The following is a 12,622-nucleotide window of genomic DNA, read 5'->3' as shown; positions in this document are numbered from 1 at the left end:
TAATATTAAAACACTATGAGAAAGAAAGTAAGAATAATGATTTCCAGCAGAGAGTCTCGGCAGCTGAAAAGAGACGGAAAATTGTTATTTTGAAAATGGCTTTTGAGTGGATCTTCTAACTAATTAAGAAGATACGGGATGTTCCGTTAAACAACAGAAGTCTCCCAATTTTGGGGTACTTAGCGAGGCAGCAGTTCGCGAGGACGCTGCGAATCAAGGTGGTAACGTATAACAATTATACCCTTAGACAGATTGTCTAAGGGTATTTATTTTTTTAAAGGAGAGGATTTTATGAGCAGTATTCCATTTCGTTTTGATCAAGTCGGCAGTTTATTAAGACCAGAGAGGTTGAAAAAGGCTCGAGAAGAATTCAAGCAAGGGACGATCACTAAAGAAGCATTGACCAAGGTTGAAGATGAAGAAATCAGCAAAGTGATCCAGAAGCAAAAAGAAATCGGCTTGCAGGCAGTAACGGATGGTGAATTCCGTCGGCGCTGGTGGCATTTGGACTTTATCGCAGGACTTCATGGGATTACCGTGTATGATTTTGAGACGACGGCTTTTGGTATTACCACCGAAGCGCAGGGGACCTTTGTCAGCGGACCACTATCATTTAATCCAGCGCATCCATTTTTAGATCATTTCAAATTTACGAAAGAACAAGCTGGTGAGACGGTCGCGAAACAAACGATTCCGGGCCCCAATATGATCTATTTAGATTCCTTTATCTTATCGAAGCACTATCATGAAAATCCTGTTTATGCAGATAAAAAAGACTTCACTAAAGATTTGATCGCGACCTATCAAGCAGCAATTCAAGCATTCTATGATGCAGGCTGTCGATACTTGCAGTTAGATGATACGAGCTGGGGCGGGTTATTTGATGAACGCTTCCGCGGCTTGATCGCTAACAACGGTTACGATCCTGATGAGTTGATTCAAGAATTTGGCGATATCACCGAAGCAGTTCTAGCCAACAAGCCAGCTGATTTGTCAGTAACGTTCCACTTCTGTAAAGGAAACTTCCAATCTCATTGGTTGTATAACGGCTCTTACGATAAGATCGCTGAACGCTTATTGTCGATCACTCAGTTTAATGGTTTCTTCTTGGAGTTCGATGACGAACGCTCCGGCAGCTTTGAACCATTGAAAAATATCCGAGATCAGCGGATCGTTTTAGGTTTGATTACGACTAAGACACCTGAGCTGGAAACTAAAGAAACCATAAAAGCACGGATTAAGGATGCGACGCAATTCGTTCCATTAGAGCAGCTTTGCTTAAGTCCGCAATGTGGCTTCTCTTCCACACACGAAGGGAATAAAGTCACTGAAGCAGACCAATGGGCAAAACTGAAGCTGGTGATCGAGACAGCCCAAGAAGTTTGGCAAGACTAATTTAATATCATGTTTGAAGTAAGCCTGTGATAATCACGGGTTTATTTTTTACATAGAAGAACACGTTGACAAGTAAAATAGGTCGTGTTATTCTTTTTACGAATATTAGTATACGAATATTCGTAAAATATATTCGTATATCAGAGGAGAAGCAATATGCCGAATAAACCTGTGTTGAGCATGGAAGCCAAACAAGAAATAAAACAGACACTGCTGCAGCTTTGTGAAAAGTATTGGATCAAGCAAGGGTATAAAAAGACCAGTATCAAAGCCCTCTGCACAGAGACAGAGATTTCTATCGGAACCTTTTATGCCTTGTTCGCTACCAAGGAAAAATTGTTTTTAGAGACCGCCCAAATGATTCAGACTCGTTTGACCGGTCAATTTAAAGAGACAGTCCTGCAAAGGCCTAATCGAAGTGGGCTGGCGAAAGCATTAAAAGAGTTAGCTCGTGAATTTGACCGTAATCCTTTTCTCTATGACGTAAACACAGTCGACTTTCGCGCGTTTGTTACCAAGCTGACCACAGAAGAGATGGAGACAATCAAATTTGAGAGCATGTCCTTTTTCCGAGAGATTTGCCAGATTGTTGAGTTACAGCCAGTCATCGATGATGCGACTGCCTTTGGTGTGTTGAGTACATTATTAGCGACTGTGTCAACGAAAAAAACACTGGAGCCAGTCTGTGACTTTTTTTCAGTCTTTGACTTTATGACGGATAAATTAATCACGGAATTATTTGCTGAAGATACTGAGTAGGATTTTAATGAATTATTGGTAGAGCTATAGTCAGTCTAATTTTTGTTAATTTAATGTATCCAAAATGGACAAGGAGGAGAAAGATGTTAAATAAAGCAGCTGAATTTTTCGAAGAGTTTGGAGAAGAACTGGGAGTCACTGTAAAGCTTCCGCGGCCGAATAAAGAAACAAAGGAATCCATTGCCCGCACGAATAGGATCTTGGGCACTTATTTCTTGTTATCAGGGGTGATTTTCAAGAAAAAAACAATGACAGTATTAGGGATTGGTTGTCTTGCCAATGCGGTATTTTTGAAAAAGGACGCTCAAAATGAAAGAGGTTAAGCTAGTATGAATTTGACACTGCTGGCTGCAATCTCTGCGGCATTAACAGTAATAGTTCACTTGGGATATAACAAACCAAAGAAGAAAAAGTAGCTTACGCGATCGATTTTATTGTGTAAAATAGCAGGTAAACACAAGCTCGAAAGAACGGTCTCTATCTCTTAGTTTTATAGCAGTAAAGAACACAGGAATAATCGGAATTACTAGGTGTTGCTTTCAAGAAAAAAGTTTTGCAGCGTTCATAAAATAGTACAATGACCTCTGCACCAACAAAATGCAAAGGTCATTGTCTTTCGGATGTAACGATCATAAGACTTTAACTATCAAAGCCTAGAGAAGGTTATTAAAAGAGGTTCATTATTATCATAATCAATGGAACAGCATTGAGTGAGCCATGAGCGATAATTCCGACCCAGGTATTTTTCGATTTGTAGACGGCATAGGATAAAAATAAAGCGAAGGGAATAAGAAAGATGAGCTGCCATTTCCAAAAATAGTGCCATAGTCCCCACGTCAGACCATGGATAAACCATGCCTTTGAGCCGTATTTTTTGATCTGCCGCGGTAAAATAATTCCCCGCCATAAGAGTTCTTCCCCGAATATATTACAAAACCATCCGACAAAATAAACGAAGGGCAGCCAATATTTCCCAGCGATAGCATAATCCATCATGTACCCGCTCGTACTTGTCTTATTAGGATTAATTTCTGCCGGGAAAAAGCTTGGCGGACTGAAAAGCGGCTGCTGCGCCAAATGATTCATAATTGGGGTAGTGATTGCTGCTAATAGAAAATACAGGGAAATGATCCCCAGTATCCAAAGCCAATCGTTTTTTTTCAAATGAGTCAGACGCATTCTCTTCATAAAAGTTGAAAGGCTCCAAGCATTTCCTTCTTTTCTATACAGAATCAATGATGTGATAAGCAACAAAAAGAAAGGGAAATGAAAGAAGAAGAGATATCCTTTAAAAAAGGGCAATCCCTCAGCTAAAAAAATCGGAATTATATGGTAGATCCCAAAATAAATCAGTAACGAGCTGATTACGAAATACCAAAGTGAATGTAAAAAGGTCATTGGTTTAATTGTTCGAATTTCCATAAGTAATTCCTCCTGTAGTTTTCTTTTTGGTTATAAAGTCGGCAAGGGCATAAATAATAATCTCTAAGGCCTCCTGTCGTGTAGCTTCGCCGTATTCTGAAGAATGAACGGCTGTGAAATGCAGACAATCCATCAGATAAGAGATGACACCAAAGGCATGCTTATCATTTTTATCTATCCCAAATAAAGCTGCAATACGATTAAAATTATTTGCTTGTTTTTGTTCAACCGATTGATCGATTTTTTTCGGTAATTTTTCTACTAAAGCAGTAATATCTTCTGGTTTGATATAAAGGACTACACTATCTTCTGCTAAATAGATTTCTTTAAGCGTGTGGACAATCGTTTCATAAAAATCGCCTTGATTGAAATTAATTGTCAAAACAACTTGGAAAAGTGCTTCCTCGCTTTTTTGAATAACATGAAGCAGCAATTCCTCTTTCGATTTGTAGTAAGAATAAAAGGTTCCCTTGGCGATCCCGACGGACTGAATGATGTCCTCAACAGTAATCTTTTTTAATCCTTTCTCTTTGATCAATTTGATCGTGTGTACATATAGTGCTTCTCGAAGTTCTTTTCTTTCTTTTTCCGTCACAATTTTTGGCATGATTATCTCCTTGTTAAAAACGTTGTTGTTATAGCTTTTATTTTGACTAGATAAATATTTATTGGTCACTTTAAAGTATATAGGCTCTATTCTGACTGTAAAGTTCTAAATAAAGCTGATTGTACGAAGGCTTTTTTAAAACGAATCGACGCTCATCTGTAAATTTCAGTTTAAATTGTAAAATATTCCACAAGCATCAAGTTCGAAAAAACGGTTTCCATCTCCTATAGTAGTAAAGGATAAAGAAACAGGAGGAATTACCATGGATTATCGAGTACTGCTTTACTACAACTATACAAAAATTGAAGACCCTGAGGCATTTGCGAAGGAGCATTTAGCCTTTTGTCGTGAATTAGGGCTCAAAGGTCGGATCTTAGTAGCACCGGAAGGGATCAACGGCACTCTTTCAGGGACCATTGAAGCGACAGATCGCTATATGGATGCAATGTTGGCAGATGAACGTTTCAAGGATACTTATTTTAAGATGGATGAAAGCGAAGGTCATGCCTTCAAAAAATTATTTGTTCGTCCTCGTTCAGAATTAGTCGCTTTGCATTTGGAGGAAGACATTGATCCTCGTCAATTGACGGGAAATTATTTGGAGCCGCAAGCTTTTCGCGATGCTTTACTAGATGAGGATACTGTCGTGATTGATGCCCGTAATGATTATGAATATGATCTGGGACACTTCCGTGGTGCGGTTCGTCCAGAAATCCATAATTTCCGTGAACTGCCTGAATGGATTCGTGAAAACAAAGAAAAATTTATGGACAAAAAAATCGTCACCTACTGTACCGGCGGGATTCGCTGTGAAAAATTTTCTGGTTGGTTATTACGTGAAGGATTTGAAGATGTCGCTCAGCTTCATGGTGGGATCGCGGCTTACGGTAAGGATGAGGCAACACGCGGAGAACTATGGGATGGGAAGATGTATGTTTTTGATGAACGGATTAGTGTGGAGATCAATCAAGTCGATAAGCAGGTCATCGGCAAGGAATGGTTTGACGGAACACCCTGCGAACGTTATATCAATTGCAGCAATCCAGAATGCAACCGGCAAATACTCGTTTCCGAGGAAAATGAAGAAAAATATTTAGGGGCTTGTTCAATTGCTTGCGCACAGCATCCCAAAAATCGTTACGTTAAGAAACACCACTTAACAACTAAGGAACGTGATGCTCATTTGGCACTAATTGAAAAATAGTGAAACTTTTCAAAAAATTCTCACGTCAACTGTCTTGACACTTTGTCGCGTATAGAATAAACTAAAGAGCGAATTAAGTGTCTTGACATATCGAGGAGGATAAAATGAAAAATCATTCAATTAGAAATTTGACGATTTCGGCATTACTGATTGGACTAGGGATTTTGATTCCAATGGTTATGCCCAAAATCGTGATCGGACCAGCATCATTTACGCTAGCGAGTCACGTCCCAGTGTTTATTGCGATGTTCTTCTCACCAGTAGTAGCGATCGCAGTCGTTTTAGGAACAACATTTGGCTTCTTTATCTCGACGACACCAATTATTGCTTTGCGCGCATTTTCTCATTTGATTTTTGCAGTGATCGGAGCAAATTATCTGCAAAAGCATCCAGAACTTGTCTTAAAAGGCGGAAAATTTACTTTAGCAAATGGTCGTTTCCAACTATTTAACGTTATTATCGGTATTATTCATTCAGTTGCAGAAATGATCGTCGTATCCGTTTTTTACTTTATGGGAAATATGCCGGATACCTTCTATTCACAAGGATATATTTATACGGTATTTATTCTGATGGGAATCGGAGGATTGGTTCACAGTTTAGTTGATTTCAACATTGCTTATTTTGTAGCAGGGGCTTTATATAAACAATTCAACTTGCCAATCTTTGAAAAAGCAGTTAAACATGAGAAAGAATTAAATAAGGTAACAGCCTAAACCGTGATGAAAATCACGGTTTTTTTAACTAAATATTTAAAAAAGCAAAATAGTTAGGAATGTTCATAATTTTATTCAGTATCATCTAAAAAAAGACCTTTTATCTGCTTAAATTTAAGTTATATTTTAATCATAAGTATTATTGAGGAGAAAATGAGGGCATATGGATGATTCGAGTTCTAGTTTTGACAAAAAATATCTTAGCAGAAGAGATAATAACCAAGAAATTACAACATTTAAATTATGAAGTGTTTTGTTCTACCAGTATCTTGAACGAGATTCAAGTGACAGGACACATTCCTAAACTAGTCAATCATTTTCCTATTATTGTCATAGGTGAAACAATCTCAAGTTATGAGATGGAATTGATGCTGCCAGGTCTGACGGAACGTGGTCAAAGCATTCTGCGTGAGGTCGATCATTATCTGGGTGAAGAAGAACGAGCAAGTTTAAAAAAACTAGGATTGAGTGGTGCTGTTCAAAATAGCGATTCGGTGGAACTGTTACGGGAAAAACTAGCAGAAGTTACGACGCAGCAGCATCAAAGATCATTCAAACCAATGGTTGAAGAGAAACCACTTGTTGTTGTAGAAGAAGATAAGAGTTTTTCAGCGCTGACACTAGTCAATCTATCTTCACTCGAACTACAGGTCTTAGAAAAATTGCGTAGCTGCTCGGGGGAAATCGTCTCTCGTGACGAATTATGTATGACGTTATGGGGAAATGTCTCTCAATCTCGTTTGGCTCAGCTTTCATCTCTAGTTAAAAATATCAAGCTGAAGCTGGAAATTTTCGCGGTTGACAAAGAAGTGATACAAACAATCTGGGGCAAAGGCTATCGCGTTCGCACAAATGCCGCTCTGCAAAATAAGTAAGTATAATGTTGGGGAAAAGTGAAGATACTTTTTCTCAGCATTTTTTTATGGAAAAAATCGAAACGACGCTTTCTTTTCATAAGCTGTGCTAAAATGAACCGTAAGTATCAAAGATATCGAGTTCTGACAATTCGAATTAAGGATGTCAATTCAACTTTGCCAGTTCTTCTTTATGCTTTGTCAGTCCTACTTCCTGCTTTAACAGGTGAATTGAATGATATACGGCATTCGAATCAAACTAATTTTTTCTTGAAAAAATTAATTCATTAAAACGAATAAGGAGCATTTTTAAAGTGAAAAAGAGCATAGTAATGAGTTTGATGATTCTTTCAGCGGTCTTCGTGCTTGCTGCTTGTGGAAATTCTGACAAGCAAACTTCTGACACGAAGGATTCTACTAGATCTACTGAGTCGGCAAAACAGACCACAGAAAAGACAAAAGTAAATAAAGAAAAAATGACTGTGAAAGAAAAAGTTGATCAAACGATAGAAAAAATGACAGTAGAAGAAAAAGTTGGGCAGTTATTCATGGCTCGTGTGCCTGAGCAAAACCAAATAGCAGATATTCAAAACTTCCATCTAGGTGGGTATTTGCTATTTGATCGTGATATGGAAGGCAAAGGTCAAGCGGAAGTGAAGCAGGTGATTGCGGATTATCAAGCTAACAGTAAGACGCCAATGTTTATCGGTTCTGATGAAGAAGGCGGTACGGTGAGTCGTTTGAGCAGAAATCAAATTGTTTCACCAGCCTTCGAAAGCCCGCAAGCGTTGTATAAGAAAAACGGTTGGGATGGCATTACGCAGGAAATCGATCGTAAAGCACGGGTATTTGGCGAATTAGGTATTCAGCTGGGAATGTTTCCTGACGCCGATGTATCGACAGATCCGGAATCCTTCATCTATGACCGAACGATCGGCATGGATGCGGCAGGTACCAGTCATTATGTCAAACTAAGTGTCGAGGAAATGAAGAAGCAAAAGCTGGGCTCAACGATCAAGCATTTTCCTGGCTACGGCAATAATCGCGACTCTCATGTGGAGATTGTGACAGATGATCGTCCGCTGGATGAATTGCGGAAAAATGATTTCTTGCCCTTTAAAGCTGGAATTAAAGCCGGAGTAGACAGTATCATGGTCTCTCACAACATCGTTAAAGCCATTGATGCCAATCGGCCAGCATCAATCTCAAAACCGGTGCATGAGTTGATTCGCAACGAGTTGGGCTTCACAGGTGTGATCATGACAGATGATATGGATATGGCTGGGCTTGCTAACTTTATCTCTCAAGAAGAAGCTGGGTTGCAGGCGCTACAGGCAGGAAATGATATGATTTTATCTTCCAGTTATCGTACTCAGATTCCATATATTTTGGATGCGATTAAAAAAGGTGAATATAGCGAAGAACAACTTAATCATTCTGTTGAACGACTGTTGACGTGGAAGGTTGAATTAGGTTTAATCAAATAAAACGGTATCAGATTTATGATTTGAGTCTATTAAGGAGGGATTTTTATGTGCGCTTCTATGCGTTTGAGAATTGAACGATTCGCCAAATAAATCACGTTTGACGAACTTCTTGTTTGTTCAAACGACAAACAAAGGAGCAATTATGGAAAAACAACAGTGGAGAAAAAAATATTTAACGATTTTATCTGGACAGACGGTCTCTTTGATTGGCAGTTCCGCCGTTCAGTTTGCCTTGATTTGGTGGCTGACCAACGAATCGAAATCAGCCATCATGTTGTCATTGGCTGGACTATCTTCTTACTTGCCGCAAATGATCTTAGGACCATTTGTTGGTGTATGGCTAGATCGGCTGAAACGAAAGTATGTCGTGATTTTTGCTGATTTATTTATGGGATTAGTAGCACTGGGCTTATCAGTTTGGTTCCTAGTTGGAAGTCCCGGCTATTTCGTTGTGATCGCGGTGTTGTTCTTGCGATCCTTAGCAAATGTGTTCCATACCCCTTCGATCCAAGCAATCGTTCCGTTATTAGTACCGGAAGAAGAGCTGGTCAAAGCCAATAGCTGGAATCAATTTTTGCAATCTGGTGCATATATGCTGGGACCAGTATTAGGGGCGGCGATGTTTGCGGCGATGCCGATCTGGCTGATTTTATTGACCGATTTGTTTGGTGCGCTTGCGGCTTGTCTGACTTTATGGATTGTCGAAGTGCCTGATGTTCCACGCAGTGAAGAAAGCATGCAGCATTATTTGGCAGAGTTAAAAGACGGATTCAGTGTTTTCAAAAACGATCCACCCATGCTGGTAGTGATGGTCTTTTCCTTTTTCATTATGATCTTTTATCTGCCATTGGGAATTTTGTTTCCGTTAATGACGAATGTGCATTTTGAATTATCTGCTGGCTTTGCTAGTATAGTGGAATTCTGTTATGCGGCAGGGATGATGATCAGCGCCTTCCTGATAGGGATGAAGAAAGAATGGCGGGAAAAATTATTAGCTGCTCAGTTATCCAATGTCGGTTTAGCGATTACCTTTATCGGCAGCGGCTTGGCTCCAGCGAGTATGATTGGCTATTGGATGTTTGTCTTTTTCTGTATGCTGATGGGTGGTGTTGGGAATCTGTATAATATTCCTTTTACATCCTATCTGCAGGAAACCGTCGCACCTGAAAAACTGGGTCGGGTCTTTTCATTGTTTGGCAGTGTTATGTCCGCCGCGATGCCGATTGGTTTATTAGTAGCGGGACCCATGTCAGAAAAAGTTGGAATCGCCAGATGGTTTTTGATCTCGGGGATCCTAGTACTGATTTTTAGTCTATTGTGCTTGGTGTTTTACCACCGAGCGAAAACAAAAAGTAATCAGCAAGCGAGTTAATTCGCTTGCTGATTTTTTAGTACCTCCAATGTTGAATTTTGCAGCGTCGCCAGTAATTGATGAATCATATCCAGTGATTCCTTTTGATCACTGATCAGCCATTCACGCCATATACTATAGACGCCGTCACTCATAAATTTGATATAGTAGCGCTTTTGTGGTTCTTTGATGTCATCGAAGAGCGGCAGGCTATTATAAAAGCTTTGCATGTTCTCATTGAAGACCTGACGAATGATTGGTTCATAGCCCTGTGAGACACTCATTTCAAGTTCCTTTGCGAAATCCTTGAAGAAAGCTTCTAGTGATTTCAGTTTTTCGGCTGGTGGAATATACAGGATGATGTCCGCGAAACGTTCACTGATGATGGCTGAAAAATGGTCGAATAAAACGTCATCAAGACTATCAAAATTGCGATAAAAGGCCATCCGGCTGACACCGGCTCGACGAACGACTTGTGAAACGTTGATGCTGGAATATGTATTTTTTTCTAATAGCTGCAACAAAGCGGTCGTCAGATAATCCTTCGAATCTTGTTTGATTGCTTGCGAATGATCAGTAGCTGCCATTACAGATTTTCCTTTCTGTCACAGATGCGTGCGCACCTCTTGTATTCTATGTGGGTCTATTCTAATATAACCTCACAAACGTTACAAGTGTAACGATAGAAAAAGAGGGATTTATCATGAAAAAAGAATTGATTTTAGTAACAGGCGGCAGCGGATATATCGCATCAAATATCATCATTCAATTATTAGAACAAGGTTATGCGGTTCGGGCAACGGTTCGTTCTCTAGAAAAAATCGATCGAGTGAAGAAAATCGTTCGTGCAGGCGGCATTGAAAATCTTGCTGATCTTTCTTTTATTGAAACAGATTTATCCAGCGAGAATAACTGGGATAAAGCGATGGAGGAGGTGACGTATGTCATTCACCCGGCTTCACCAACACCGAAGCTGAACTTTAAAGATGAAAGAGAAATGATTGATCCAGCAGTCAATGGTGTATTATACGTGTTGAAAGCAGCACGCGATGCAAAGGTAAAACGGTTCGTTCTAACTTCAGCATATGGCGCGATCTTTGCCGGACATGAAAATCGTACGACGCCCTATACGGAAGAAGATTGGTCGAATCTAGCTGCGAAAAATATCTTTCCTTACCAAAAATCAAAAACCTTATCTGAACGAGCAGCGTGGAAATTTATCGAGGAAGAAGGAAATGGACTGGAGTTGGCGACGGTCAATCCCGTTGCTGTAATGGGTCCGATCTTAACTTCGGATTATTCTCACTCCAATATTCAAATTCAACAGCTGTTAGATGGCGAGGTCAAAGCAGTACCGAATGTTGATTCTGGTTATGTGGATGTTCGCGATGTTGCTAGCCTGCATTTATTAGCAATGACTTCACCTAAAGCTGCTGGTGAGCGCTTCTTAGCGACTACTGGAGAAACGCTTTCGATGCTGGAAGTCGCCAATATTTTACGCGAGGTCTTTCCAGACTATGCGTCAAAATTACCAACGAAGAAAATCCCAAATGCAGTCTTAAAGGCCGCAGCGGTTGCTGATCCAAAATTACGGATGTTAGCCTCCTTGACCGGCAAATATGCGGGAACAAGCAATCAAAAAGCCAAAGAATTATTGGGTTGGCAGCCTCGTTCGGCTCGAGAAGCGATCATTGCAACAGCTCAATCAATGATCGATCTGGGAATCGTCAAAAACTAGCAAAAAACCTCGAATGATCAGAAAATGACGATCATTCGAGGTTTTTTATAGACTTAAGTCAACGAGAACTTTATTAAAAGAGATTTCCCGATCCGCCATTTGTTGGATCGTTTTTGGCAATTCATCCAATGAGATGGTGTGGGTAATGAACTCATTCATATCCAAGGAACCATTGCCGATGAAATCAATGATCGTCTGCCATTCTTGCCCAGGGAAGGGGGCAGAGTAGGAATTCCATGAACCAGTCATTGTGATCTCGCCGCGAATGATTCGCTCGAAAGTCGCTGCTGGGAAGGTCACGTCTTTATGCGCTGTACCTAAAAGTAATATTTTGCCATGATCACGAGTGATCTCGGCTGTTTGGATCTGGGTGAAGGGAACACCAGCTGTTTCAATCGCTATTTGCACGCCACCAGTCAACTCATTGATTTTTTCTGTCGCGTTGGTCTTGGCGCTGTTGATCAAGATCGTCGCGCCCAGTTTCTTAGCAGTCTCCAACTTTTCTTCTGCCAGATCAACAGCAATTATGCGTGTTGCGCCTAGAAGTTTGGATAAGCGGATGGCGAAAAGCCCGATCGTGCCACATCCTAAGACTGCAACTGTATCACCAGCCTTGATCTTGATCCGATTCAAGCCGTGTAAAGTAACCGCAGCTGGCTCGATCAATGCGCCATATTTCAATGGCACATGTTTAGGAAATGGAATTACATTTTTCAATGGTACTTTTAAGTATTGGGCAAAAGCACCATCATTGCGAGAACCCATGAATTTGTAATTCAAGCATTGACCGTAATTTCCCTGCTGGCAATGTTCGCAAGTAAAGCACGGCTGTATTGGCGCGACTACAACTGGGTCACCAATGGATAGAGTACCGTTTTCGCCGATTTTCTCGATTTCACCGGAAAATTCATGCCCGGGAATCGTAGGGAATGTATAGGTACCTGTTTTTAAAACTCGATCAAGATCAGAGCCGCAAATACCAGTGTGACTGATTTTGATGATCACTTCGTCTGGATTGATCTGATCGTTGAACTCGGTCGTTTCGACCCGTAGATCACTTGGTTTGTAAAGAATCGCTGCTTGCATTTT

General features: G+C 40.3%; 13 protein-coding genes and 1 other annotated feature. Of the genes, 9 read left to right on the top strand and 4 right to left on the bottom strand.

All coding sequences use genetic code 11. The features are described 5' to 3' along the window. The first annotated feature begins 6 nt into the window (after positions 1-6). Positions 7-248, top strand: a binding site (T-box leader). 43 nt (positions 249-291) lie between these two features. The 3 genes from AC4J95_RS14280 (at position 292) to AC4J95_RS14270 (ending at position 2,477) form a co-directional block, all read left to right on the top strand. Further along, positions 292-1,395 carry a 5-methyltetrahydropteroyltriglutamate--homocysteine S-methyltransferase gene (locus tag AC4J95_RS14280; RefSeq protein WP_494550458.1) on the top strand — a complete coding sequence of 368 codons (1,104 nt, stop codon included), beginning with the start codon at positions 292-294 and terminating at the stop codon, positions 1,393-1,395. A 156-nt stretch (positions 1,396-1,551) separates the two neighbouring features. Continuing rightward, positions 1,552-2,154 carry a TetR/AcrR family transcriptional regulator gene (locus AC4J95_RS14275; RefSeq protein ID WP_494550457.1) on the top strand — a complete coding sequence of 201 codons (603 nt, stop codon included), beginning with the start codon at positions 1,552-1,554 and terminating at the stop codon, positions 2,152-2,154. Positions 2,155-2,237: 83 nt separating this feature from the next. Continuing rightward, on the top strand, positions 2,238-2,477 hold the full coding sequence (locus AC4J95_RS14270) for a hypothetical protein (protein WP_494550456.1): 240 nt from the start codon (positions 2,238-2,240) through the stop codon (positions 2,475-2,477). A gap of 343 nt (positions 2,478-2,820) precedes the next feature. On the opposite strand, the gene AC4J95_RS14265 is transcribed toward AC4J95_RS14270, so the two are convergent. Next, positions 2,821-3,576, bottom strand: coding sequence for a CPBP family intramembrane glutamic endopeptidase (locus tag AC4J95_RS14265; RefSeq protein ID WP_494550455.1), 756 nt, complete (start codon positions 3,574-3,576; stop codon positions 2,821-2,823). Continuing rightward, positions 3,557-4,183, bottom strand: a complete 627-nt coding sequence (locus tag AC4J95_RS14260; RefSeq protein ID WP_494550454.1) for a TetR/AcrR family transcriptional regulator — start codon at positions 4,181-4,183, stop codon at positions 3,557-3,559. Before AC4J95_RS14260 ends, AC4J95_RS14265 begins: the two co-directional genes overlap by 20 nt. 262 nt (positions 4,184-4,445) lie before the next feature. Between AC4J95_RS14260 and trhO the strand changes: the two genes are divergently transcribed. The 5 genes from trhO (at position 4,446) to AC4J95_RS14235 (ending at position 9,816) form a co-directional block, all read left to right on the top strand. Then, positions 4,446-5,387, top strand: coding sequence for an oxygen-dependent tRNA uridine(34) hydroxylase TrhO (gene trhO, locus AC4J95_RS14255; protein ID WP_494550453.1), 942 nt, complete (start codon positions 4,446-4,448; stop codon positions 5,385-5,387). A gap of 104 nt (positions 5,388-5,491) precedes the next feature. Further along, positions 5,492-6,103, top strand: a complete 612-nt coding sequence (locus tag AC4J95_RS14250; protein ID WP_494550452.1) for a hypothetical protein — start codon at positions 5,492-5,494, stop codon at positions 6,101-6,103. 167 nt (positions 6,104-6,270) lie between these two features. Beyond that, on the top strand, positions 6,271-6,978 hold the full coding sequence (locus AC4J95_RS14245; protein WP_494550451.1) for a winged helix-turn-helix domain-containing protein: 708 nt from the start codon (positions 6,271-6,273) through the stop codon (positions 6,976-6,978). Positions 6,979-7,271: 293 nt separating this feature from the next. Beyond that, positions 7,272-8,444: a glycoside hydrolase family 3 protein gene (locus tag AC4J95_RS14240; RefSeq protein WP_494550450.1), complete on the top strand. Its 1,173-nt coding sequence runs from the start codon at positions 7,272-7,274 to the stop codon at positions 8,442-8,444. A 142-nt stretch (positions 8,445-8,586) separates the two neighbouring features. Continuing rightward, a complete protein-coding gene (locus AC4J95_RS14235) occupies positions 8,587-9,816 on the top strand; it encodes an MFS transporter (protein ID WP_494550449.1) in 1,230 nt (409 codons plus the stop codon). Here the strand turns inward: AC4J95_RS14235 and AC4J95_RS14230 are convergent. Further along, positions 9,813-10,382, bottom strand: a complete 570-nt coding sequence (locus AC4J95_RS14230) for a TetR/AcrR family transcriptional regulator (protein WP_494550448.1) — start codon at positions 10,380-10,382, stop codon at positions 9,813-9,815. The two genes, AC4J95_RS14235 and AC4J95_RS14230, sit on opposite strands and share 4 nt — an antisense overlap. A 116-nt stretch (positions 10,383-10,498) precedes the next feature. Here AC4J95_RS14230 and AC4J95_RS14225 point away from each other — a divergent pair, with 116 nt between their 5' ends. After that, positions 10,499-11,533, top strand: coding sequence for an SDR family oxidoreductase (locus AC4J95_RS14225; protein WP_494550447.1), 1,035 nt, complete (start codon positions 10,499-10,501; stop codon positions 11,531-11,533). Positions 11,534-11,578: 45 nt separating this feature from the next. Here AC4J95_RS14225 and AC4J95_RS14220 read toward each other — a convergent pair. Beyond that, positions 11,579-12,622: galactitol-1-phosphate 5-dehydrogenase (locus tag AC4J95_RS14220; protein ID WP_494550446.1), on the bottom strand; the 1,044-nt coding region annotated here is incomplete at its 5' end.

It is taken from the genome of Enterococcus sp. GPZ-007 (assembly GCF_059374735.1).
This window is presented reverse-complemented; position numbering and strand designations above follow the sequence as displayed.

Bases quoted from the DNA above. Each gene is read 5' to 3' on its own strand.
- AC4J95_RS14280 (WP_494550458.1), top strand. From the start codon at position 292: ATGAGCAGTATTCCATTTCGTTTTGATCAAGTCGGCAGTTTATTAAGA.
- AC4J95_RS14275 (WP_494550457.1), top strand. From the start codon at position 1,552: ATGCCGAATAAACCTGTGTTGAGCATGGAAGCCAAACAAGAAATAAAA.
- AC4J95_RS14270 (WP_494550456.1), top strand. From the start codon at position 2,238: ATGTTAAATAAAGCAGCTGAATTTTTCGAAGAGTTTGGAGAAGAACTG.
- AC4J95_RS14265 (WP_494550455.1), bottom strand. From the start codon at position 3,576: ATGGAAATTCGAACAATTAAACCAATGACCTTTTTACATTCACTTTGG.
- AC4J95_RS14260 (WP_494550454.1), bottom strand. From the start codon at position 4,183: ATGCCAAAAATTGTGACGGAAAAAGAAAGAAAAGAACTTCGAGAAGCA.
- trhO (WP_494550453.1), top strand. From the start codon at position 4,446: ATGGATTATCGAGTACTGCTTTACTACAACTATACAAAAATTGAAGAC.
- AC4J95_RS14250 (WP_494550452.1), top strand. From the start codon at position 5,492: ATGAAAAATCATTCAATTAGAAATTTGACGATTTCGGCATTACTGATT.
- AC4J95_RS14245 (WP_494550451.1), top strand. From the start codon at position 6,271: ATGATTCGAGTTCTAGTTTTGACAAAAAATATCTTAGCAGAAGAGATA.
- AC4J95_RS14235 (WP_494550449.1), top strand. From the start codon at position 8,587: ATGGAAAAACAACAGTGGAGAAAAAAATATTTAACGATTTTATCTGGA.
- AC4J95_RS14230 (WP_494550448.1), bottom strand. From the start codon at position 10,382: ATGGCAGCTACTGATCATTCGCAAGCAATCAAACAAGATTCGAAGGAT.
- AC4J95_RS14225 (WP_494550447.1), top strand. From the start codon at position 10,499: ATGAAAAAAGAATTGATTTTAGTAACAGGCGGCAGCGGATATATCGCA.